General features: G+C 72.6%; 19 protein-coding genes and 1 tRNA gene. 10 read left to right on the top strand and 10 right to left on the bottom strand.

Annotation, left to right across the window (positions count from 1 at the left end):
- Position 1 precedes the first annotated feature (1 nt).
- Positions 2 to 1093, bottom strand: a complete 1092-nt coding sequence (locus tag ACLQ2S_RS02405; RefSeq protein ID WP_155214418.1) for an ABC transporter ATP-binding protein — start codon at positions 1091 to 1093, stop codon at positions 2 to 4.
- Positions 1094 to 1412: 319 nt separating this feature from the next.
- On the opposite strand from ACLQ2S_RS02405, the gene ACLQ2S_RS02400 reads away from it, so the two are divergent.
- Both ACLQ2S_RS02400 and ACLQ2S_RS02395 read left to right on the top strand, forming a co-directional pair.
- Positions 1413 to 1489 (top strand) — tRNA-Thr (locus tag ACLQ2S_RS02400).
- 216 nt (positions 1490 to 1705) lie between these two features.
- Positions 1706 to 2464, top strand: a complete 759-nt coding sequence (locus ACLQ2S_RS02395; RefSeq protein ID WP_309222410.1) for an enoyl-CoA hydratase/isomerase family protein — start codon at positions 1706 to 1708, stop codon at positions 2462 to 2464.
- A 15-nt stretch (positions 2465 to 2479) separates the two neighbouring features.
- On the opposite strand, the gene ACLQ2S_RS02390 is transcribed toward ACLQ2S_RS02395, so the two are convergent.
- Both ACLQ2S_RS02390 and ACLQ2S_RS02385 read right to left on the bottom strand, forming a co-directional pair.
- Positions 2480 to 4006 (bottom strand): FAD-dependent oxidoreductase, encoded by a 1527-nt coding sequence (locus ACLQ2S_RS02390; protein ID WP_425701013.1) that lies wholly within the window; start codon positions 4004 to 4006, stop codon positions 2480 to 2482.
- A gap of 120 nt (positions 4007 to 4126) precedes the next feature.
- Positions 4127 to 4609 (bottom strand): MSMEG_6728 family protein, encoded by a 483-nt coding sequence (locus ACLQ2S_RS02385; RefSeq protein ID WP_155214420.1) that lies wholly within the window; start codon positions 4607 to 4609, stop codon positions 4127 to 4129.
- Positions 4610 to 4709: 100 nt separating this feature from the next.
- On the opposite strand from ACLQ2S_RS02385, the gene ACLQ2S_RS02380 reads away from it, so the two are divergent.
- On the top strand, positions 4710 to 6494 hold the full coding sequence (locus ACLQ2S_RS02380) for a potassium channel family protein (protein WP_375335268.1): 1785 nt from the start codon (positions 4710 to 4712) through the stop codon (positions 6492 to 6494).
- Here ACLQ2S_RS02380 and ACLQ2S_RS02375 read toward each other — a convergent pair.
- Complete coding sequence (locus ACLQ2S_RS02375) at positions 6485 to 7732, bottom strand: APC family permease (RefSeq protein WP_309222411.1); 1248 nt, start codon at positions 7730 to 7732, stop codon at positions 6485 to 6487. The genes ACLQ2S_RS02380 and ACLQ2S_RS02375 overlap by 10 nt on opposite strands.
- Positions 7733 to 7736: 4 nt before the next feature.
- The gene (locus tag ACLQ2S_RS02370; protein WP_309222412.1) at positions 7737 to 8498 is read right to left on the bottom strand and encodes a phosphatase PAP2 family protein; all 762 of its coding nucleotides are present in this window, start codon (positions 8496 to 8498) and stop codon (positions 7737 to 7739) included.
- A 25-nt stretch (positions 8499 to 8523) separates the two neighbouring features.
- Between ACLQ2S_RS02370 and ACLQ2S_RS02365 the strand changes: the two genes are divergently transcribed.
- Positions 8524 to 9810 (top strand): DUF4032 domain-containing protein, encoded by a 1287-nt coding sequence (locus tag ACLQ2S_RS02365; protein ID WP_230462214.1) that lies wholly within the window; start codon positions 8524 to 8526, stop codon positions 9808 to 9810.
- A gap of 16 nt (positions 9811 to 9826) precedes the next feature.
- Here ACLQ2S_RS02365 and nagA read toward each other — a convergent pair whose 3' ends face one another.
- The 3 genes from nagA to ACLQ2S_RS02350 all read right to left on the bottom strand — a co-directional run bounded on the left by nagA (position 9827) and on the right by ACLQ2S_RS02350 (position 12924).
- Complete coding sequence (nagA, locus tag ACLQ2S_RS02360; RefSeq protein WP_155214423.1) at positions 9827 to 10936, bottom strand: N-acetylglucosamine-6-phosphate deacetylase; 1110 nt, start codon at positions 10934 to 10936, stop codon at positions 9827 to 9829.
- Positions 10933 to 11907: an ROK family protein gene (locus tag ACLQ2S_RS02355; RefSeq protein WP_309222414.1), complete on the bottom strand. Its 975-nt coding sequence runs from the start codon at positions 11905 to 11907 to the stop codon at positions 10933 to 10935. The genes nagA and ACLQ2S_RS02355 overlap by 4 nt, the downstream gene beginning before the upstream one ends.
- 87 nt (positions 11908 to 11994) lie before the next feature.
- Positions 11995 to 12924 (bottom strand): SIS domain-containing protein, encoded by a 930-nt coding sequence (locus tag ACLQ2S_RS02350; protein WP_155214424.1) that lies wholly within the window; start codon positions 12922 to 12924, stop codon positions 11995 to 11997.
- Between the two features lie 193 nt (positions 12925 to 13117).
- On the opposite strand from ACLQ2S_RS02350, the gene ACLQ2S_RS02345 reads away from it, so the two are divergent.
- From ACLQ2S_RS02345 to ACLQ2S_RS02320, 6 genes are all read left to right on the top strand, one after another.
- Positions 13118 to 13903 carry a DeoR/GlpR family DNA-binding transcription regulator gene (locus tag ACLQ2S_RS02345; RefSeq protein ID WP_309222415.1) on the top strand — a complete coding sequence of 262 codons (786 nt, stop codon included), beginning with the start codon at positions 13118 to 13120 and terminating at the stop codon, positions 13901 to 13903.
- A 152-nt stretch (positions 13904 to 14055) separates the two neighbouring features.
- Positions 14056 to 15066 carry an ABC transporter ATP-binding protein gene (locus ACLQ2S_RS02340; RefSeq protein ID WP_155214425.1) on the top strand — a complete coding sequence of 337 codons (1011 nt, stop codon included), beginning with the start codon at positions 14056 to 14058 and terminating at the stop codon, positions 15064 to 15066.
- Positions 15063 to 16076: an ABC transporter permease subunit gene (locus tag ACLQ2S_RS02335; protein ID WP_309222416.1), complete on the top strand. Its 1014-nt coding sequence runs from the start codon at positions 15063 to 15065 to the stop codon at positions 16074 to 16076. Before ACLQ2S_RS02340 ends, ACLQ2S_RS02335 begins: the two co-directional genes overlap by 4 nt.
- A gap of 161 nt (positions 16077 to 16237) precedes the next feature.
- Positions 16238 to 16711 (top strand): DUF3263 domain-containing protein, encoded by a 474-nt coding sequence (locus tag ACLQ2S_RS02330; RefSeq protein WP_425701012.1) that lies wholly within the window; start codon positions 16238 to 16240, stop codon positions 16709 to 16711.
- 79 nt (positions 16712 to 16790) lie between these two features.
- Positions 16791 to 17747 (top strand): hypothetical protein, encoded by a 957-nt coding sequence (locus ACLQ2S_RS02325; RefSeq protein ID WP_425701011.1) that lies wholly within the window; start codon positions 16791 to 16793, stop codon positions 17745 to 17747.
- 105 nt (positions 17748 to 17852) lie between these two features.
- The gene (locus tag ACLQ2S_RS02320; protein WP_309222417.1) at positions 17853 to 18359 is read left to right on the top strand and encodes a GNAT family N-acetyltransferase; all 507 of its coding nucleotides are present in this window, start codon (positions 17853 to 17855) and stop codon (positions 18357 to 18359) included.
- A 12-nt stretch (positions 18360 to 18371) separates the two neighbouring features.
- Here ACLQ2S_RS02320 and ACLQ2S_RS02315 read toward each other — a convergent pair whose 3' ends face one another.
- Together ACLQ2S_RS02315 and ACLQ2S_RS02310 are read right to left on the bottom strand one after the other, a co-directional pair.
- Positions 18372 to 20741, bottom strand: coding sequence for an AAA family ATPase (locus ACLQ2S_RS02315; RefSeq protein ID WP_425701010.1), 2370 nt, complete (start codon positions 20739 to 20741; stop codon positions 18372 to 18374).
- Positions 20742 to 20776: 35 nt separating this feature from the next.
- Positions 20777 to 21292 (bottom strand): hypothetical protein, encoded by a 516-nt coding sequence (locus ACLQ2S_RS02310; RefSeq protein WP_425701009.1) that lies wholly within the window; start codon positions 21290 to 21292, stop codon positions 20777 to 20779.
- Positions 21293 to 21311 lie beyond the last annotated feature (19 nt).

The following is a 21311-nucleotide window of genomic DNA, read 5'->3' as shown; positions in this document are numbered from 1 at the left end:
GTCAGATGCGCTGCCCGGAGGCGGCGTGGAAGACGTGGCTCTGGCCGGTACGCGGCTTCACGAAGATCGTGTCGCCCATGTTCGGCATGTGCCGACGGTCGGTGCGGACCACGAACCGCTCGGAGGCACCGTCGAGCGCGGCGTGGCCGTAGACGTTGGCGTCGGAGCCCAGGTCCTCGACCAGTTCGACGACGACCGGCATGCCGCCCTCGGTCGGGCTGACGATGTCGCAGTCCTCCGGACGGAAGCCCACGGTCACCTTGCCGTTGCCGCCGTCGGCGTTCGCCGCCTCGGCCTGCTCACGGGTCAGCGGCACGAACATCTCGGCGAACGCCGCGCCCTGCTCGGTGAGCGGAACGGTCTTGATGTTCATGGCGGGCGAGCCGATGAAGCCGGCGACGAAGACGTTGGCCGGGGCGTCGTAGAGGGTCCGGGGCGTGTCGACCTGCTGGAGCACGCCGTCGAGCATGACCGCCACCCGGTGACCCATGGTCATGGCCTCGACCTGGTCGTGGGTGACGTAGACGGTGGTGATGCCGAGCTTGGCCTGAAGCGACGCGATCTGCGTACGGGTCTGCACCCGCAGCTTGGCGTCGAGGTTCGACAGCGGCTCGTCCATCAGGAAGACCTGCGGCTCCCGGACGATGGCCCGGCCCATCGCGACCCGCTGGCGCTGACCACCGGAGAGCGCCTTGGGCTTACGGCTGAGGTACTCCTCCAGCTGGAGCAGCGCCGCCGCCTCCTTGACCCGCCGGTCGATCTCGGACTTGGAGGTCTTGCGCAGCTTGAGCGCGAACGCCATGTTCTCGTACACCGTCATGTGCGGGTAGAGGGCGTAGTTCTGGAAGACCATCGCGATGTCACGGGCCTTCGGCGGCAGGTGGGTGACGTCCCGGTCGTCGATGTAGATGCCGCCGTCGTCGACGTCCTCCAGGCCGGCGAGCATGCGCAGGCTGGTGGACTTACCACAACCGGAGGGGCCGACCAGGACGAGGAACTCGCCGTCGCCGATCTGGAGGTCGAGCTGGTTGACCGCGGGGCGTTCGGTGCCCGGGTAGATCCGGGACGCCTTCGCGTAGGTGACCGTAGCCATGGGGGAACGCTTCCTTTCACCGGCAGGAACGTGCCGGACGATCCGAGTGAAGGAGCGACCGGTACGTAGGCCCGTACCGGCGCCACGGCCACCGCGAGGCACGCTCGCGTCAGCCGTGTCACTGCACGGTAAACGGCTTTCGCCGCGATGCCAAGGTCCACGGTCGACCGGTACTTCCGAAGCATTCGCATTCCGGTCACTCGGGCACGGTCGGACACGAATCGACGCTCGCAGGTCGGGTTGTTGACGTTTCCCATGCTCGGAACCCCTGCCGAGCAGGAAAAGCTGACGTCGGTCGCTATGCTGGCCTCGACACAACGCCCCTGTAGCTCAGCTGGCCAGAGCACCCGCCTTGTAAGCGGGATGTCGCCGGTTCGATCCCGGCCGGGGGCTCCATCCGTATCGCAATGGTTCACCGGGCGGACGTCGCGGCGTAACCGGGTGCTCGGGACGGGCCGTCAGGCTCGGTCTCCACCCGCCACGCCCGGCCCGGTCACCTCGACCGAGGGCCACCCGCCACCGTGCGCCGCGCCCGTCTGCCCGCCCGGGCAGGCGACGTCGCTAAGGTCGCCGCAGGTGACGTACGACGTGGTGCGGCGAAGGGATGGTGCGGTGACGGACGCGGACCTGGTGGTCGAGGTCGCGGGTGCGGTGGCCACGGTGGTGATCCGCAATCCGGGCCGACGCAACGCGATGACGCCGGCCATGTGGCGGCGACTGCCCGTGCTGCTCGACGGTCTTGAGGTCGACCCGGCGATCCGTGTGGTGGTGCTGACCGGAGCCGACGGCACCTTCTGCGCGGGTGCCGACCTCGGCGACCTGGACGAGTTGCTGGCGGCCGGTGACGGCAGCATCGCCGTCGCGGCGGAGGAGCGGCTGGCGACCTTCGCCAAACCGACCGTGGCGGCCATCCAGGGTGCCTGCGTCGGGGGCGGCTGCCAACTGGCGGTCGCCTGCGACCTGCGGATAGCCGCGGCCGACGCGCGGTTCGGCGTACCGCCGGCTCGGCTGGGGCTGGTCTACCCGGCACCGACCACCCTCCGGTTGTCCCGACTGGTCGGCCCGTCGGCGGCCAAGCACCTGCTTTTCACCGGCGAGTTGATCGACGCCGAGCGGGCGATGCGGATCGGCCTGGCCGACGAGGTATTGCCCGGCGACGAGCTGGCCGCCCGGGTCGCCACGCTCACCGGCACGATCGCCGAGCGCTCGCAACTCAGCGTCGCCGCCGCCAAGGAGATCGTCGACGGTCGGGCGGACGAAGCCCGGATGACCTGGTGGCACGGGCAGGTACGGGCCAGCGGCGAGGCCCGGGAGGGCGTGGCCGCCTTCCACGAACGTCGCGCTCCGCGATTCGGCTGGACCCACCCCTGAGCCGGTGGGCAGCAGTCAACGCCGGACGAGCAGCCCACGCGGGCGGATCGAGTGCACCGGCTCGGTGGCACCGCCCACTGCCCGCAGAACGTGGTTCGCCGCGAGGACACCGGTGGCCGCCGCGCGTTCCATCAGGGCGCTGGGGAAGTCCGTGCGGATGCCGTCGCCGGCCAGGTAGATGCCGGCCGCGTCGGTGCGGACCCCCGGCCGTCCGGCATGGCTGCCCGGCGTGAAGGCCGGTGCCTTCGCCTCGACGCGGGCGCGCAGGTGCCGTACCCGCAGTCGTGCCGTCTCCGGCCAGAGTACGGCCAGCTCGGCCCGCATCCGTTCGGCCAGCTCCGTGGCGGGCACGTCCGGCTCACAGGCGTACGCGTGCAGCTCGATCACCGAACCGCCGGTCTGCTCCCCCCACTGGCGGGACTCGCGTTCCAGCCGGTGGTACACCGTCACCGAGTCCAGCGTGGGCTGTCGGGACACTCCACTGAAGATTGCCCGCTCCGGGTCGACGTCCCCCTCGCACCAGTAGCGGGCCACCGCGTACGGCGGACCGGGCCGACCGTACGCGGGCATCGCCGCCGCCAGCGCCGGAGCCTGCTCGGCCAACTCCGGGCAGGCCGCGACCAGTGCGGCGAGCGCCGGTGGGTCGACGGCGAGCACGACGTGTTCGGCTCGGTACGTGCCTTCGGCGCTGCTCACCCGCCAACCGTCGGCCTCGCGGCGCAGCCCGGTCACCGGCTCCCCGGTACGGACCCGGCCGCCGTGCCGCTCGACGTGTCGGCTCAGCGGCCCCCAGATCGCCGTGGCGTAATCCTCGTCGGGGCAGTCGAAGGCCAGCCCTTCCGGGTTGCCGAGCAGGTAGAAGTGGAACTGCGCGATCATCTCGGCGGCCGACATGTCGGCCTCGTGGTTGAAGAACGAGTGGGAGAAGACCTCGAAGAGCATCGCCCGGGCCCGGTCGGGCAGGCGCAACGAGTCGAGCAGCTCGTCGGCGGTGGTGTGGTCGAACTCGGCGTAGGTACGCACCGGGTCGTAGGTCAGCAGTGGCAGGGCGGCGTCCCGGTCCATCGCGCGCAGGTCGCGTAGGCGGAGACTTGGGCTGCGGGCGAGCAGGGTGAGCAGGTTCGCCGGTGGCGCGGGCGGCAGTCGCCCGAACTCCTCCGTCGGCCACTCGGCACTGAGCACCGGATAGCCGGGGACGGGCCGCAGGAAACGCAGGGCCGGGTCGGCTCGGCGCAGGATGTTGCGCCAGTTGTAGTACTGCCGGAAGAAGGCGTGGAAACCGTGCTCGTTGACCTGGCGGGTGCCGTCGTCCAGGGCTTCCGGCCAGGCGCCGAGCCGGCCGCCCAGGGTGGCCGCGGCCTCCAGCACGGTCACCTCGACACCGCGTTCGGCGAGCACCACGGCCGCCGACATGCCGGCGATGCCGCCGCCGACGACCACCGCGGTGACCGGGCGCGGCACGCGTCGAGCGCCACCGCCGCCCGGGTCGACCTCATGCCGGCGTACGCCGATGAGCCGTCCAGCAACCTGCGACAGGGCCATGTGGAACCTCCCGAGTCGCCCACCAGTCTGCCCAGTCGCAAGGAAGGGCCCCTTGTTAACACGCTGCTGTTAACAAGGGGCCCGGGCACCTCACGAGGCGTTAACAGGGGGCCCTTCCTTTCACCGAAGGCAGCGGCGGGGGCGGTCGGAGTCGGGCCAGACGTATTCCAGGTCGTCGGGGACATCGTCGCCGAAGATCGGGCGGTAGTGCGCCGGATCCTTGCGCAGCAGCGACGAACGGTGGCTCAGGTGCACCTCGGTCCGGCCGAGCCAGGGCGGCAGTTCCCTGGCGACGGCAAGCTCCTGCTGGGTACGGACCTCTTCGATGCCGCAGGCGGTGGCCAGGTCCACGGCCAACGTGGTGGCGCAGGTGTCGGCTCGTCCGGCCGCGCACCAGACCGCGCAGACGTCCAGCCCGTAGCGGGTCAGGGCCTCCTCGTACCCGGCCCACATCTTCACCGCCGGGTGGTTGCGCCACCCGTACGTGGGCCAGGTCAGCCCGCGCAGCACCTGGATCGCCTCCACCCGCTGTTTGCCGAGTCGGCGCTGGTCCAGCGCCCGGGCACTGGCCAGGAAGTCCGGGTACGGCAGGAAGGTCTGCATACCGCTGCCCTACCCGGCGCGGGCCAGGACATGCCGCGCGACGGCAACCACGATCATGAAGGGCTGCGCGGGCTGCGACCGGCTGATTACCATGCGGGGCATGGCGGAGCCGCTGCTCGACCGGGCCCTGCGGGCCAGCCGCCGATTGCGGGTCAACGGGGAACCCCGGGCACACTTCGTGATCTGCGGGCAGGACCCGCTCGCCTACTGGGTGGTGCGGGCGATACTTGCTGGCGAAACGCAGGCGGGCCGGATACGGATCACCCTGATCGTGCCGGACCGTCGGCGCTCTCCCGCACCGGACGGCCGTGACCTGCCGGGCATCGAGGTGGTCCGGGCCGACCGGCTCGACGAGCGCACCTTCCGTCGGGCGGGGCTGGCCGGCGCGGCCGGGCTGGCCCTGCTGCATCAGGACGACGTGGGCAACATGCACGCCGCGCTCTGCGCGCAGGAGGTGGAGCCTGGGCTGCGCCTGGTGGTGCGGATGTTCAACACCGGGCTGGCCAACGGCGTACGACAGATCTTCCCCGACTCGGCGGTGCTCTCGGACGCCTCGATGGCCGCACCGGCCTTCGTGGCCGCCGCGCTCGGCGAGGTCGCGCCGACGCACTTCCGGCACGGCGGGCGCACCCTCTACGTGGCCCGCCGTGACGACGTACGCCCGAGCGAGGTGGTCTGCGGGGTGGCCGACACTCGCGACGACCAGCAGGATCTGGTACTGCCCGCAGACGAGCGGGACGCCGACGTGGTGATCGCCGAGGCGGTCGGTCGACCGGCCGGCACCGAACTGGCGGCGCGGCGGCTGGTCCGGGCGCGGCGGCTGCGTCGACCCGTGGCGATGCTGCTCCGCGCGATCCGCAGCTTCGCCACCCGGAAGATCGGCATCGCGGTGCTCTCGCTGATCGCCATGGTGGCCGCGCTGGGCTGGCTGTACGCCGACGCCGCGGATGTCGGCTGGGCCGAGGCGCTCTACCTGACCCTGGTCACCACGCTGACCGGGCAGGACCCGGACACCACCAAAGGGGGCGCCGAACAGGTCATGCAGGTGGTGCTCAACCTTGCCGGGCTGGCACTGATCCCGCTGATCACGGCGGTGGTGGTCGACGGGGTGGTGCAGGCCCGGTTGGCCCTGCACACCGGGCGGATCCTGCCCGAGCGCTCGGGGCACGTGGTGGTGGTCGGTCTGGGCAACATCGGTACCCGGGTGATGGGTCAGCTGCACGACTTCGGCGTCGAGGTGGTGGCGATCGACAAGAACGCCGACGCGCGCGGTGCCGGGCTGGCCCGGCGGCTGGGCGTACCGCTGGTGGTGGGTGACGCGGCGCAGGAGGAGACGCTGCGGGCCGCCTCGGTCGCGTCCTGTCAGGCGTTGGTGGTGGTCTCGACCGACGACGGGGCCAACCTGCGGGCGGCGCTGAACGCCCGAGCCCTCGACGAGGAACTCCGGGTGGTGCTGCGGCTCTTCGACGGCGACTTCGCCGAGCGGGTGCAGCGCGCCTTCGGCATCGGCACCTCGCGCAGTGTTTCGTACCTGGCGGCACCGTCGTTCGCCGCGGCCCTGCTGGACCGGGCGGTGGTCGCCACCATCCCGGTGGGCCGGCACGCCCTGCTGGTCACCGAGGTCGCGGTGGCCGCCGGTTCGGCCCTGGACGGTCGTACCCTCGCCGCCGTCGGGCGGCCCGGCAGCGTACGCCTGCTCGCGCACGCCCGCAGCGGGCAACGGATCGACTGGTCACCAGATCCCCGGATGGTGATCATCGCCGGTGACCGGTTGACCGTGGTGGCCCGCCGCGCCGGTCTCAACGCGCTGCTGCGCGAGACGGCGCCGCCACCCCCGGAGCCGGACTCGTCGGTGGCACCGATGCCCCGCGACGGTCAGCGCTGATCCGTCAGGCGGTAGCGGTGCCGCACGGCGTACCAGGCGGCGCCGAGGGCGAGCACGCCGAAACCGGCGAGCACGGAGGCCAACGGCAGGTTCACCGCGAGCAGGACGCAGCCGAGCAGCCCGGCCACGGCGAGCGCCTGGACCGGGAGCTTCCGCTCCGGCTCCCGCCCGAGGGTCAACGCTGCGGCGTTGGCGATGGCGTAGTAGACCAGCACCGTGCAGGCGGAGAAGCCGATCGCGCCGCGCACGTCGCCGAGCACGACCACCAGGATCACCACGGCGGCGACCGCCAGTTCGGCCCGGTGCGGCACCCGGTGCACCGGGTGCACGGCGGCCAGCGTGACGGGCAGGTCCCGGCGGCGGGCCATCGCCAACGTGGTGCGGGCGACCCCGGCCAGCAGGGAGAGCAGCACCCCGGTCACCGCGACGGCTGCCCCGACGCGGACCACCCAGGCCAGGCCGGGCAGCCCGGCCGCGCTCACCACGTCGGCCAGTGGTGCGGCCGACCCGGCGAGCCGGTCCGGCCCGAGCACCCCGAGCGTGATCACGGCCAGCACCAGGTAGCTCACCAGCACCACGCCGAGTGCCAGCGGCACCGCCCGGGGGATGGTCCGCTCCGGGTCGCGTACCTCCTCACCGAGGGTGGCGATCCGCGCGTACCCGGCGAAGGCGAAGAAGAGCAGGCCAGCGGCGGTGAGGATGCCCCGCGCTGAGCCGCCGGGCTGATCGATCCGACCGATCGACAGGTCGGTCGCGCCAGCCACCGCCACCAGTGCCAGCACCGCCAGCACGATCAGCACCAGGACCCGGGTGGCGGTCGCGGTCTTCGCCACGCCGCGCAGGTTGACGGCGGTCACCGCGACGACCGCGGCGACCGCGACCAACCGGGCCTGACCCGGCCAGAGGTACGCCCCGATGGTCAGCGCCATCGCCGCGCAACTGGCCGTCTTGCCGATGACGAAACCCCACCCGGCGAGGAACCCGGCGAACGGGCTCAGCCGCTCCCGGCCGTAGACGTAGGTGCCGCCGGACTCCGGGTAGCGGGCGGCCAGCCGGGCGGAACTGGTGGCGTTGCAGTACGCGACGAAGCCGGCCAGCGCCAGGGCGACCAGCAGTCCGGTGCCGCCGGCCGCGCTCGCGGCGGGCGCGAAGACCACGAAGACGCCCGCGCCAAGCATCGATCCGAGGCCGATGACCACGGCATCCGGTACGCCGAGGCGACGCGAGAGTCGGTCCACCGGCCTAGTGCCGCTCGGTGAACGGCGCGTCCCAGCGCCGTAGTCGGCCACCCAGCGGCAGGTCGTCCCAGGGCACCCGGTGCAGGAACCGGTCCAGCAGCAGCCCGAGCAGCAGGGCGGCCAGCCCGTCGGTGAGCCAGTGGAAGTTGAGGTAGGTGGTGGTGATCAGCAGGATCCCGGGCGGCGCGTAACGAACCAGTCGGTACCCGCCGACGGGCAGCCGACCGGCGGTCAGCGAGACCAGCAGCAGGGCGATCACGCCGTACCAGACGATCGCGTTGGCCACGTGCCCCGACGGGTACGACATCGAGTACGCCCCGGCCGGCAGTTGGTTGAAGATCTGCACCGCCTCCTCGGGAGCCAGGAACGGCTCCTTGACCGAGGCGGTGGGTGCCGCCCGGTCGGTCCAGATCTTTAGCGGCCCGATGGTCAGCATGGTGACCAGGAAGGCGGCGGCGACCAGCAGGAATGGCCGGACCGTACGACGACGCCAGGCCACCGCCACCGCCAGCGCGCCGGAGACCGGTAGCAGCAGTCCGCCACCTTGGCCGAGCAGGTTGAACACCCGGGCGGTCCAGTACGCCGGGGCCGGGTCGTGGGTGAAGGCCCACTCGCTGACGGCGAGGTCGAGGTCGAGCAGGTGTCCCCGGGCGAGCGCGGCGGTCAGCGCCGCGAATCCCGCCAGCAGCACGGCGTCGAACCACCAGCCGGCCGGACGTACCGGCGTCAGACGCGTCCCACGGCGTACCGATGTCGTCTTCCGCACCCCGGTCACGCTACCGGCCTGCGGGATGCTCGCAGCGGACGCCGACTGTGGGCCCAACCACGTGGGGAGGCGTTCCGACCCGGAAGACGTCAGACTTGACGTCGTGCGGATCACCTCGGCCCTCGTCGACCCGGCGTTGCTCGACCTTCCCTGGTCGACGCCGTTGGAGCAGTGGCCGGCCGAACACCTGGTCGCACTGCCCCAGGGCATCTCCCGGCACGTGGTGCGTTTCGTGCAGTTGGGCGGGTACGTCTACGCGGTCAAGGAAACCGGCGAGCGGGTGGCCGAGCGGGAGTACGACCTGCTGCGGGCCCTGGAACGGATCGACTTCCCGTCGGTGAAGGCGGTGGCGATCGTCGCCGACCGGGAGTCCGACGCGGGTGAGCCGCTGGACCCCGTCCTGATCACCCGGCACCTCCAGTTCTCCCTGCCGTACCGGGCGCTGTTCTCGCACACGCTGCGCCCGGAGACGATGGGCCGTCTGCTCGACGCGCTCGCCGCGCTGCTGGTCCGGATGCACCTGACCGGCTTCTTCTGGGGCGACTGCTCGCTGTCGAACACGCTGTTCCGGCGGGACGCGGGCGCCTTCGCCGCGTACCTGGTCGACGCCGAGACCGGCGCGCTGCGCAGCGTGCTCTCCAACGGTCAGCGTGGCGAGGACCTGGAGATCGCCCGGGTCAACATCTTCGGGGAGGCGCTCGACCTCCAGGCCGCCGGTCTGCTGCACGACTCGATCGATCCCGAGGTCGTCTGCGAGGAGGTGGTGCAGCGCTACGAGCGGCTCTGGCACGAGATCACCTACGAGCAGCAGGTGGAACGGCAGGCCCGGCACGATATCGAGGGGCGCATCCGCCGGCTCAACGAGCTGGGCTTCGACGTGGCCGAGGTGGCCATGTCCACCATCGACAACGGCCGCTACCTGATCCGGCCCAAGGTGGTCGACGCCGGGTACCACCACCGTCGGTTGCTCCGCCTCACCGGGCTCGACGCCGAGGAGAACCAGGCCCGCAAGCTGCTCAACGACCTCGACGCGTATCGGGCGGAGAGCGACCTGACCGACGAGCAGCAGGCCGCGCACCGCTGGCTGACCGAGGTCTTCGAGCCGGTGGTCCGGGCGGTACCGGCGAACCTGCGGCGGAAGCTGGAGCCGCAGGAGCTGTTCGCCCAGATCATCGAGCACAAGTGGCTGCTCTCCGAGCAGGTCGGTCGGGACGTCGGGATGCGCCACGCGGTGCAGTCGTTCCTGTCGGACGTGCTGGTGCACCGTCCCGACGAGCAGGCCGTCCTCGGTGTGGAGATCTCTTCCGGCTGACCCGCCGGCTGCCGCGTCACTCCACCCAGACGCCGGCCCGCATCACCCGGACGATCTCCAGGTCGTCGTCGAGCACCACCAGGTCGGCGCGGAGCCCGGCCTGGAGGCTGCCCACCTGGTCGCCGAGCCCGACGGCGAGAGCCGGCGTGGTGGACGCCATGCGTACCGCGTCGGGGACCGGGACCCCCGAGGCGACCGCGTTGCGCAGTGCCCTGTCCATGGTCAGCGTGCTACCCGCGATCGCCCCGTCGGGGGAGAGCCGGGCGACCCCGTCGCGCACGGTCACCGCCTGGCCGCCCAGCTCGTACTCGCCGTCCGGCATTCCGGCGGCGGCCATCGAGTCGGTGACCAGCGCGCACCGTTCCGGCCCGGCGGTCGAGGTGGCGAAGGTGAGCGTCCCCTCGTGCAGGTGCACCCCGTCGGCGACCAGCTCGCAGATCACGTTCGGGGCGGCCAGCAGCGCCACCACGGGGCCCGGCTCGCGGTGGTGCACCGGGCGCATCCCGTTGAACAGGTGGGTGCCGACGCTCGCGCCCGCCGCCACGGCGGCGCGGGTCTGCTCGTACGTGCCGTCGGTGTGGCCGACCGCGGCGACCACCCCGTGCCGGGTGAGCATCTCCATGGTCGCCAGCGCGCCGGGACGCTCGGGGGCGAGGGTGACCATCCGGACCGCTCCCTCACCGACCTTGATGAGCTCGGTCAGCTCGTCGACGGAGGGGTCCCGCAGGAACTCCGGGTTCTGCGCCCCGCACCTGGCGGCGGAGAGGTACGGCCCTTCGAAGTGGATGCCGGCCAGCACGCCGTCGCGGACCAGCGGCGCGAACGCGACGGTGGCCGAGCGCATCAGCTCGAACGGCGAGCTGACCAGGCTGGCCACCAGGCTGGTGGTGCCGTGGCGCAGGTGGAACGCGGCGGCGGCACGCGCCTGGCCGGCGTCGCCGGTGGTGAAGGTGTGCCCGCCGCCGCCGTGGCTGTGGATGTCCACGAAGCCGGGCACGATCCAGTGGCCGTCGCGCCCCGACGGGTATTCGGCGACCGCGCTGATCCGGTCGCCTTTGACCTCGACGCAGCCTTGCGCGATCACCCCGGCCGGGGTCACCACCTTGCCGTTCACCCGTACGGTCATGGCGTCTCCAGTTGATCGAGAGCGAGCAGTGCGGCACCGAGGCAGCCCGCCTCGTCGCCGAGGACGGCCGGGACCAGTCGTGGCTCCCGGTGGAAGGTCAGCCGGTCCCGCAGCGCGGCACGAAGCGGGTCGAACAGCCCGGCGCCGGCCTGGGCGAGGCCGCCGCCCAGGACGATGGTCTCCACGTCGAACAGGGCCTGAGCGGTGGCGAGGCCGTCGGCGAGGGCTTCCACCGTCTCCCGCCAGACCCGGGTGGCCAGTTCCTCACCGGCTGCGGCCCGGGCGGCCACGTCGGCGGCGGTCACCATGGTCCGTCCCGGCTCGGATTTCCCGGCGGACCCACCGTCCGACGTCGCGCCGGTGAGTTCGGCGTAGCGGCGAGCGACGGACGAGGCGGAGGCGATCGCCTCCAGGCAGCCCGGTCGTCCGCAGCCGCAGGTCGGCCCGTCCGGACGGACCAGGATGTGACCGAGTTCCCCGGCCGCGCCGTGCGCCCCGGTGGCGGCCGAGCCGGCCACCACGTGCGCTGCGGCGATGCCGGTGCCGATCGCCACGAACAGCACGTGTCCCCGGTCCCGGCCGGCGCCCAGCCGGGCCTCGGCGAGGCCACCGGCGCGTACGTCGTGGCCGAGCGTGGTGGGCAGGCCGAGCCGAGTGGACGCCAGGTCGCGCAGGGGCACGTTCCGGAAGCCGACGTTCGCCGACCAGACCGCGACGCCGCGCGCGGTGTCCACGACGCCCGGCACCACGATGCCGAGCGCGGTCGGCGTGAGTCCGTCCGCCCGCGCCTTGGCGGCGAGGCCCTCGGCCACCGTCAGGATCGTCTCGACCACGGCGTCGGGGCCGCGCCCGGCGTCCGTGGGGTGCCGTTCGGCGTGCCGTACCGCGCCGTCCGCGCCGACCAGCGCGCACTTCATCCCGGTGCCACCCACGTCCAGCGCGACGGCGACCTGCCCGTCGTTCACCGCCACCGCGTCACCTGACGCCTCGAAGCGCTCGGGTCAGGTCGGAGGGTCCTGCTGCGGGCGGGTTCGGGCCGGGATCTCGTGGCGTCGAGGTCACGTGAGCACCACGGAGCGGCTCAGGTGCCGGGGTGCGTCGGGGTCGAGCCCACGGCTGGTGGCGAGGGCGACGGCGAACCGCTGGGCCAGGATCAGGTCGGCCATCGGGTCGACCGGGGTACGCCCGGCGGCCCACCGGCCGAGCACCGAGTGGTAGCCGTGGGTGCGGCTGTGCGCGAAGGAGGCTCCGGTGGCGGCGACGTCCTCCGGCAGCCCGTCGGGCAACTCGCCGAACGCCCAGACCAACCGCCCCGGGGCGGCCACCGAGATGGGGCCGTGCCGATAGTCCATCGCGGGGTACGCCTCGGCCCAGAAGGTCGCCGCCTCGCGACACTTCAGCGCGGCCTCCTGGGCCAACCCGATGGTCCAGCCGCGACCGAGGAAGGTGACCTGTTCGATCAGGCTCGGGTCGATCGGCAGCGGGGTACGTACGGCGACCTCCGCGTCGGCGACCAGCGCGGTCATGTTGTCGCCCAGGTGTGCGCGGAGCAGGGCCAGCGCGGTGGTGGCGAAGCGGGTCTGCACCACGGAGCGTTCGTCGGCGAACGGCATGGTGACGGCGGCGTCTGCGATCTCGACCACCGGTGAGTTGGGATCACCGACGATCACCGTCGTCGGGGTCTGGCCGTGCAGCGCGGTGAGCAGGTCCAGCACCTCCGTGGTGGTGCCGGAGCGGGTGATCGCCAGCAGCCGGTCGTAGCGGCGGCCGGTGGGGAACTCGCTGGCCTGGAAGGCGTCGGTCTCGCCCTGGCCGGCGGCCTCGCGGCGGGTCGCGTACGCCATGGCCATGAACCACGACGTGCCGCAGCCGACGACGGCGACCCGCTCACCGGGGCGGGGCAGGCGGTCGAGCATCGCAGGTGCCAGCTCGCTCGCCTGACGCCAGCAGTCCGGCTGGCTCGCGATCTCCGCGTGGACGTACGCCATGAGAACTCCTCGCAGGCCGAGCCTGCGCGTTACGGCTCGTTAATCCCGTCTTTCGAGCGTCATTCTGCGTGAAACTTACCGGAAATGGCAACCGCAGGAGTGATCGAGCACACCCGGCTTTTGCCACTTCGTAGTTTCGAGCACTAGTGTGCACGCAACCAAGCACCGATCGTGCAGACACGGGAGGCCCGGGGTGGACCGCTACGCGAGATGGAACGCCCTGCTCGAAATGCTGACCGATTCGGGTCGGGTCACCGTCGAGGAGGCCGCCGACCGGCTGGACGTTTCGCAGGCGACCATCCGCCGCGACTTCGACCAACTCGCGCAGCAGCAGATGATCACGCGTACCCGGGGTGGCGCGGTCGCCAACGGCGTCTCGTACGACCTGCCACTGCGTTACAAGACGGCCAAGCACTCCGCCGAGAAGCAGCGGATCGGTGCGGCTGCGGCGGCACTCGTCTCTCCGGGGACGGTGGTCGGCCTCAACGGCGGCACCACCAGCACCGAGGTGGCTCGGGCGCTGGCCGTACGCCCGGATCTCAACACCAACGCCGAGGGTGCCCAACTGACCGTGGTCACCAACGCCCTGAACATCGCCAACGAGTTGCTCGTCCGGTCCCGGATGAAGGTCGTGGTGGCCGGCGGCGTGGTGCGGCCGAAGTCCTTCGAACTGGTCGGCCCGCTGGGTGGGGCGCTGCTGCGCGAGGTCACCCTGGACGTGGCGCTGCTCGGGGTGGACGCCATCGACCCGTCGCTCGGTGCGGCAGCCCATCACGAGGGCGAGGCGGCGATGAACAACCTGATGGTGGCGCGGGCCAAGCGGGTGGTGATAATCGCCGACTCGTCCAAACTGGGCGGTCACGCCTTCGCCCGGATCTGCCCGGTCGAACGGGTCGAGACGCTGGTCACCGACTCCGGGGCCGCGCCGGATCTGGTCGACGCCTTCCGTGCCGCCGGGGTCCACGTCATCTGCGCCTGAGGGCGTACTGGGTCAACGCCGCGTCGCGGTTGCGCTGCTTGACGTGTAGGAAGCCTGCCCTTTCGGCGTGTCGATACATACCGGGTATTGCGCGGTGATGCATACCGCGTATGGTGTCGTCGTCGCCCACACACCAACGGGGGAGGTGCAGCTTGCCGGCTGTCCTGGAAATCGAAGGTCTACGAAAGACGTACCGAAGTCGACGCCGGGGTACCCGTAACGCCCTGGACGGCTTCGACATGCAGGTCGAGGCGGGTCAGGTGCACGGCTTCCTCGGCCCCAACGGGTCGGGCAAGACCACCACGCTGCGTACGCTGCTCGGCCTGATCCGGCCGGACGGCGGTCGGATGGCGATCCTCGGGCACGAGGTGCCCGCAACGCTGGACCAGGTCGCTCCGCAGGTCGGCGCGATCGTGGAGAGCCCGCAGTTCTTCCCGCACTTCACCGCGCGGGACACGCTGTCGCTGCTGGCCAGCGCCGGTGAGCTGCCCGAGCAGCGGGTCGACGAGGTGCTGGAGCTGGTCGGGCTGCGCGACCGGGCCGGTGAGCGGGTCAAGACGTACTCGCTCGGCATGAAGCAGCGGCTCGCGGTCGCCTCGGCGCTGCTCAAGAACCCCAAGCTGCTGATCCTCGACGAGCCGGCCAACGGTCTCGACCCGGGCGGCATCCGGGAGATGCGGACGCTGATGCGCGACCTCTCCGCCTCCGGGATGACCGTGGTGCTGTCCAGCCACATCCTCGGTGAGATCCAGCTGATCTGCGACTCGGTCACCATCATCTCGCTGGGTCGGCGGGTCGCCTTCGGCCCGGTCGACGAGGTGCTGGCCCAGCACTCGTCCGGTGCGGTCCGGGTGCGGCTGGAGGCTGCCGCCGACCTGCCGGTCGCCGCCACGGCGCTGACCCGGGCCGGCGTACGCGTCACCACCAACGACGACCACCTGATGCTCGCCGGGGTGGACAAGCCCGCCACGGTCACCCGGCTCCTGGCCGAGCAGGGCCTCTACGTCAGTGAACTCGCGCCGATCGCGGTCGACCTGGAGAGCGTCTTCCTCGAACTGACCAACACCGCGCCGCTACCCGGCCAGCATCGACAGGTCGACCAGTCCGTACGAGTCGACGGGGCGGCGTCGTCCGCGCCCGTCGGGGGAGGTTGGGGCGCGTGAGTCTCTTCCGTACCGAGCTGCGCCGGCTGGCCAAGCGGCGTTTCGCCCGCTGGATGACCGCAGGCGGCCTGGTGGTGCTGGTCCTGGTGGCGGCGGGCATGTTCCTCAGCAACGAGAAGATCGGCCCGGACCAACTCGCGGAGGCGCGCCAGGCCGCCGACCGGCAGCACCAGGAGCAGGTCCGCTGGGCCGAGCAGGAACGCGCGAACTGCGAGCGGGCCAAGGCGGCCGGGGAGAACGTCGACTACTACCCGGTCGACTGCGCCGAGATCACCCCGCCGCCCCGCGAGTCGATCGAGGAGCAGTGGTTCCTGCCCTCGACCTTCAACTTCCGGGAAAGCTTCGGGGAGATGCTCATCCCGCTCGCCGCGATCCTGGCCCTGGTCGGATTCGTGGTCGGCGCCTCCTTCGTGGGTGCCGAGTGGAACACCGGCGGCATGATGAATCTGCTGCTCTGGCGGCCGAAACGGCTGACCGTCCTGCTGACCAAGCTGGGCGCGCTGCTCACCGGACTGCTCGCGCTGGCCCTGCCCGCCACTGCGGCCTGGTTCGGCAGCATGTGGCTGATCGCCAACTGGCGGGGCACCACCGAGGGGATGACCTCCGGCGCCTGGCAGTCGTTCCTCATCACCGGGCTGCGCGGCATGGTGCTGGCGTTGGTCGCGGCGACGGTGGGCTTCGCCCTGGCCTCGCTCGGCCGACACACCGCGATGGCGCTCGGCGGGGCGATCGCGGTGATGGTGGTCGGCCAGATCGGGCTCGGCATCGTGCTGTCCATGGCGCAGGTCCGGTTCGCCGAGGCGTGGCTGCTGCCCACCTACGCGTACGCCTGGATGGCCAAGACGGTCACCCTTCAGGACTGGCAGGCGTGCAACGCCACCTACACCGGCGAGTGCGAGCCGGCCACCCTGGACATCACCTGGCAACACTCGTCGGTGCTGTTCAGTGTCGGGATCGTGCTCTTCCTGGGCGCGGCGCTGTGGACGATGCGTCGGCGGGACATCACCTGAGCCGGGGTGGGCGCGACCGCATCCCGGTCGCGCCCACCCACGCCTCCGACCGTGCACGGGGACGGTCGGAGGCGTGGTCGGATGCGCCAGGTGGTGCCCCTGGTTAGGCTGGTAGGCCCGGTTGGCGTCGCCCGACCCGCCGCCCCCGCGTGAGGAGCACGATGCAGCCCGCCGACGCCACCCCGGCAGCGCAGACCGGTCCGGACGCCGTCACGGTGCCGCCGCCGAGGGCCGCCCCCGAGGTCGAGTCGTCGCCGCAGGCCGCCGCTCCAACCACCGTGCCCACGGACGCCACCGTCTCCACGGAGGCCGCCGCGCGCACGGCCGCCGCGCGCACGGCCGCCGCCGAGTCGACGGACGCCGGGGGGTCGGACACCGGCTCGGGACGTGCCGGGTCGGCCTCCGGCGGACTCGACGAGCGGGAACGCGAGATGCTCGCCTTCGAGCGACAGTGGTGGCGGCACGCCGGAGCCAAGGAGCAGGCCATCCGGGACCGGTTCGGCCTCTCGGCCACCCGCTACTACCAGCTGTTGAACGCGTTGCTGGACAATCCCGCGGCGCTCGCCGCCGACCCGGTGCTGGTGGGCCGGTTGGTGCGACTGCGCGCCTCCCGCAGCCGCAACCGCCGGCGGTAGGCGCGCGGGACCGACACCATCCCGGCCGTGACGTGTCGTCCGGTACGAGGCGGGTAGCCGGAGCGCGGTGGAGGTGGCGATGAGCGGCGCGGGGGCAGGACGAACGGGACGGACGACGCATCCGGACACCGGGGTGCCCGAGGCCGCCCCGGAGGAGCGCCGACGGGGTGCGGTGGTCGGGCACCCACCCACCATGCGGGTTCGATCCGCTTCCGCCCCACCGCCCGGTCGGACCGTCAACGAGGACCTGGTGTTCCGGTTCGGGCCGCTGGTCGGGGTGCTGGACGGCGCGACCGTGCCGGAGGGCTTCGACACCGGCTGCGTACACGGACCGCAGTGGTATGTCCAGCACCTCGCCGCCCGCCTCGGCCTGGCCGAGGCGGCGCGTCCGGCCGCAACGCTGGTCAGCAACCTGGCCGCCGCGATCCTCGCGGTCCGTGCCGACCACGGCGAGCAGTGCGACCTCGACCACCCCGGCACCCCGTCGAGCACGGTGTGCCTGCTCCGCGACGGTGGCGACCAGGTCGACTACCTCGTGCTCTGTGACAGCCCGCTGGTGCTCGACACCGGTGGTCGCATCAACGTGGTGACCGACGACCGGCTCGCCAGCTCGGTGAGGGACCTGCGGGAGACGGCGGAACTGCTGCCCGAGCCGACCGATCCGGCCACCCGGTTCCGGCACGCGGTCACCGCGCAGCGGGCGCGGATGAACCGCACCCACGGCTACTGGGTCGCCGCCGCCGATCCGGACGCGGCCTACCACGCGGTGGTCGGGACGGTGCCCCGGCACGGTCCCGAGGCGTTGCGCCGCGCCGTGCTGCTCTCCGACGGCGCCTCCGCCCTGGTCGAGGAGTTCGGTCTGCTCGACTGGCCCGGCCTGTTGGACGTGGTGACCACGGAGGGACCGGACGCGCTGATCGACCGGGTACGCGTCGCCGAACGAGACCATTCCGACCGACGCCGACGGCACAAGACGGCCGACGACGCCTCCGCCGTCTACTGCGAGTTCGCCCGGCCGGACGATCGCGGAGCGTGACCCGGGAGGCTGATTCGACCCGACCGGTCGGTACCGCTCCGCCGGAGGGTCCGGTCGTCGCCAACTGGCTGGACGCACGGCTCCGGGCGCGGAAGACTGCGGCACGTGACTGGTGCGGTCCGGTTGGAGCCGGTGGACGAGCGGAACCTCGAACCGTTGCTCTCCGTGGCGGTGGCCGAGGCGGAGCCGGCCGACGTGATGCCGCCGGTGGAGGCACCGGCCGGCTGGTCGCACGCCCGGCGGGAGGCGTTCCGGGACTTCCACCGGGCCAGCTTCGGTGGGCTGGGCGGGTCCGCTCGCAGCGCGATGTACGCGATCGTGGCGGGCGGCGAGGTGGTCGGGATGATCCGGATGAGCTGCCGGGACGAGCCTGGCGTCGCCGAGGTGGGCATGTGGCTCGGCCGGTCGGCCCGAGGGCAGGGGATCGGCGCGGCAGCGCTGCGGGAGCTGCTGCACCTGGCGGCGGCGGCCGGCATGCGGACCGTGGTCGCCGAGACCGCGCCGGAGAATCGCGGCGCACTCTCCGTGCTCGGCAGGTGCGGCGCGAAACTGCGCGAGGCCGACGACCGGGTGTACGCCGAGATCTCGCTGGACGACACCGCGCCCTGTTGACCGTCGGCGCGCTCAGCCGCGCTGTTCGGCGTACGCGGCGAGCCAGGCGACCTGGGCCGGGTCCAGGGACGGGCGCACCCGGGACCGGGCCGCCGCGACGTGCTCGGCGGTGACCGTGGAGGCGGTCAACGACTCCCGCATCGCGGCCAACGCCGCCTCACGGACCAGCGCCGCGCAGTCGGCGGCCGAGAACCCGTCCAACTCCGCGCCGAGGGCGGGCAGGTCGACGCCCTCGGCGAGCGGCACGTTGCGCGCGGCGGCCCGTAGGATCTCCGTGCGGGCCTCGGCGTCCGGTGGCGGCACGTAGACCAGCCGTTCCAGCCGCCCCGGACGCAGCAGCGCCGGGTCGACCAGGTCGGGACGGTTCGTCGCGCCGACCACCACCACGTTGCGCAACGCCTCCACCCCGTCCAGCTCGGTGAGCAGCGCGGCGACCACCCGGTCGGCGGTGCCGCCGTCGGTGGCCTGGCCGCGTACCGGGGCGAGCGCGTCGATCTCGTCGAGGAAGACCAACGTCGGGGCGGCCTCCCGGGCCCGGCGGAACAACTCGCGGACCGCGCGTTCGCTCTCGCCGACCCACTTGGACAGCAGCTCCGCGCCCTTGACCGACAGCACGTTCGCCCGTCCGGTCCCGGCCAACGCGGTCACCAGGTAGGTCTTGCCGCAGCCGGGCGGGCCGTAGAGCAGCACACCGCGCGGCGGCTGCACGCCGAGCCGGGCGAAGGTGTCCGGGTAGGTCAACGGCCACAGCACCGACTCGGTGAGGGTCTGCTTGACCTCCACCAGGTCGCCGACGTCGTCCAGGGTCACCCGGGCCAGTTCGAGGGTGGCGGCGGCCATGGTGGTCGGCCGTACCACCTCGAGCGCGGCGGTGAAGTCCGCCATCAGCACCGTGGGCGTCTGCGCCGACTTCTGTCGCAGGGCCGCGCGTACTCCGGCCTCGCGGACCAGCGCGGCCAGGTCGGCGGCGACGAAACCGGGGGTACGCGAGGCGACCTCGTCGAGCCGTACGTCGTCGGCGAGCGGAACCGGGCGGGTCAGCACGGTCAGCTGCTCCCGGCGCAGGGCCGCGTCGGGCAGCGGTACGTCGATCCGCAACGAGAGTAGGCCCGGGGCACGTATGGCCGGGTCCACCGCCTCCGGTCGGCTGCTGGTGCCGACCACCGCCGCGCCGGCCGCGACGAGCTGTGCCACGCACTGGCGGAACACCGTGGCCAGCGGTCCGGGTGTCTCCGCCGGGGTCAGTGCCTCCACGTCGGTGACCAGCAGCACGGCCGGTCCACCGGTCAGCGCGTCGGCGGTCACCGCCCGGAGCCGGGCCGCGGCCGAGTCGTTGGTCAGCGCCGCGAGCTCCGGTGCCCAGAGCGCATGCACCCGGGCACCGACCTGGGCGGCCACCGCCCGGACCAGCGCCGCCTTGCCCGACCCGGCCGGCCCGCTCACCAGCACGCCCAGCGCCACGGTGGTGCTCAGCCGGCTGAGCACCTCCCGGTGGTGGAAGCCGAGGTCGAGCAGTTCGGTCAGTTCCTCCGCCTGGGCGCGCAGGCCGGGCAGCTCGTCCACCGAGGGCACGTGCTGTCCGTCCGCCTCGTCGGCCAGATTTCCGTCGATGTCCTGCCCCGCGTCGGTACGCGAGGCGCCCCGCGACGCGGCCCGGACACCGCCCGCGTCGCCGGCCCGCCCGCCGCCAGCGGTCGGCGTACCCGGCCAGCCGTTGGCGGTCGCACCGTAGGTTGGCCAGTCACCGGCCCCACCACCGGGGTGCCGGTCGCCGGCACCCGAGGCGTCGGCCGCCCCGCCGTGGGTGGCTGGACCGTGCTCCCAGGCCACCAGGGTGTCCATGGTGACCAGTGCGCCCGGATCCGGCTCGGCGGCCAGCACCCGCAGCAGGGTGCTGGTCCAGGCGTAGCCGACCCGGGTGGACAGGCTGCGTCGGGCCGCCTCGACCAGGGTGCGGGACGAGGCGTCCGGCAGCACGTCCTGGGGCAACAGGGAGACGTCGTCCCCGGTGGTGACCACCTTCCCGAGCAGCGCCAGCCGCAGCATCTCCGGGGATACCACCGCGACGATCTCGGCCGGTCCGGCGAGCAGCACCCGGCGGGCCGGGGTGACGGGTATCGGGCTCAGTCGCACCTGCCCGCCGTCACGTACGCCGAGATTGCCCAGCATCAGGTCGTCGGCGTGCAACAGGGCCGCGCTGGCCGTGCTCTCGGCCGCCGCGACGAGGCCGGCGGTCACCCGCCGTCCGGCCAACCGGACCGGGTCACCCGGGCGCAGCGCGAGGGCGGTGAGCGCCTCCGGGTGCAGCCGGACGATGCCCCGTCGGGCGTCCAGCGCGGCCGGCCGCAGGCTCGCGATCAGGGTCAGCTCTGGTTCGCCCACCGCCCGACCCTAGCGCCTGGCCGCCCGTCGCCCGGTCAACCGGCTGGCTCCTCCCCGGTGAGCAGCGACGGATCCCGCCGGATCAGCTCGGCCAACCGGGCCGCCGGGGCCTCGGTCAGGCCGTCCGGTGCGGAGGACCGGACGGGCACGGTCTTGATCGACAGCGGCCAGGAAGGCGGCGGCGCGGCGGGCTGCCCGCTGACCGTGACCTCGTGATCGACCCAGGTGACCCGTAGGTCGTACGCCTTCCCGCCATGCTCGACCCGGGCGGTGACGGAGGTGCCCGGATGCGCCGCCACGGCTGCCCGCAGCGCCTCGGCGACGTCCTCCACGGGGTGCCGGGACGGCGTCTCGTGAGCGGGAGGACGGGTGCCGACCCAGCCGGGCCCCGCGTTGCGGTTGTCGGTCCGGCTCAAAGAGGAGCCGCTGCCCCCCTCCGGCCCCGGACCGGGTTGGTCGTCGGCCGCCCCGGTCGGATCTCCGGCCCGTCGGCGCAGCGCCTCCTCGCGCCGACGCATCCGGGCCAGAGTCTCGTCCAGTCCGCCTCTCATCCGCCTCACCCCTTCCCAC

Origin of the sequence: Micromonospora sp. DT48 (assembly GCF_049844495.1) — a bacterium.
In the GTDB taxonomy this organism is placed as follows: domain Bacteria; phylum Actinomycetota; class Actinomycetes; order Mycobacteriales; family Micromonosporaceae; genus Micromonospora.
The sequence above is the reverse complement of the archived record's forward strand: the minus strand, read 5'-3'. Positions and strand labels throughout refer to the sequence as shown.

What these genes read in the sequence shown, in the direction of transcription:
- ACLQ2S_RS02405 (WP_155214418.1), bottom strand. Translation starts at nt 1,093, where the DNA reads ATGGCTACGGTCACCTACGCGAAGGCGTCCCGGATCTACCCGGGCACC.
- ACLQ2S_RS02390 (WP_425701013.1), bottom strand. Translation starts at nt 4,006, where the DNA reads ATGGCCCTGTCGCAGGTTGCTGGACGGCTCATCGGCGTACGCCGGCAT.
- ACLQ2S_RS02385 (WP_155214420.1), bottom strand. Translation starts at nt 4,609, where the DNA reads ATGCAGACCTTCCTGCCGTACCCGGACTTCCTGGCCAGTGCCCGGGCG.
- ACLQ2S_RS02380 (WP_375335268.1), top strand. Translation starts at nt 4,710, where the DNA reads ATGGCGGAGCCGCTGCTCGACCGGGCCCTGCGGGCCAGCCGCCGATTG.
- ACLQ2S_RS02365 (WP_230462214.1), top strand. Translation starts at nt 8,524, where the DNA reads ATGCTCGCAGCGGACGCCGACTGTGGGCCCAACCACGTGGGGAGGCGT.
- nagA (WP_155214423.1), bottom strand. Translation starts at nt 10,936, where the DNA reads ATGACCGTACGGGTGAACGGCAAGGTGGTGACCCCGGCCGGGGTGATC.
- ACLQ2S_RS02350 (WP_155214424.1), bottom strand. Translation starts at nt 12,924, where the DNA reads ATGGCGTACGTCCACGCGGAGATCGCGAGCCAGCCGGACTGCTGGCGT.
- ACLQ2S_RS02330 (WP_425701012.1), top strand. Translation starts at nt 16,238, where the DNA reads ATGCAGCCCGCCGACGCCACCCCGGCAGCGCAGACCGGTCCGGACGCC.
- ACLQ2S_RS02325 (WP_425701011.1), top strand. Translation starts at nt 16,791, where the DNA reads ATGAGCGGCGCGGGGGCAGGACGAACGGGACGGACGACGCATCCGGAC.
- ACLQ2S_RS02310 (WP_425701009.1), bottom strand. Translation starts at nt 21,292, where the DNA reads ATGAGAGGCGGACTGGACGAGACTCTGGCCCGGATGCGTCGGCGCGAG.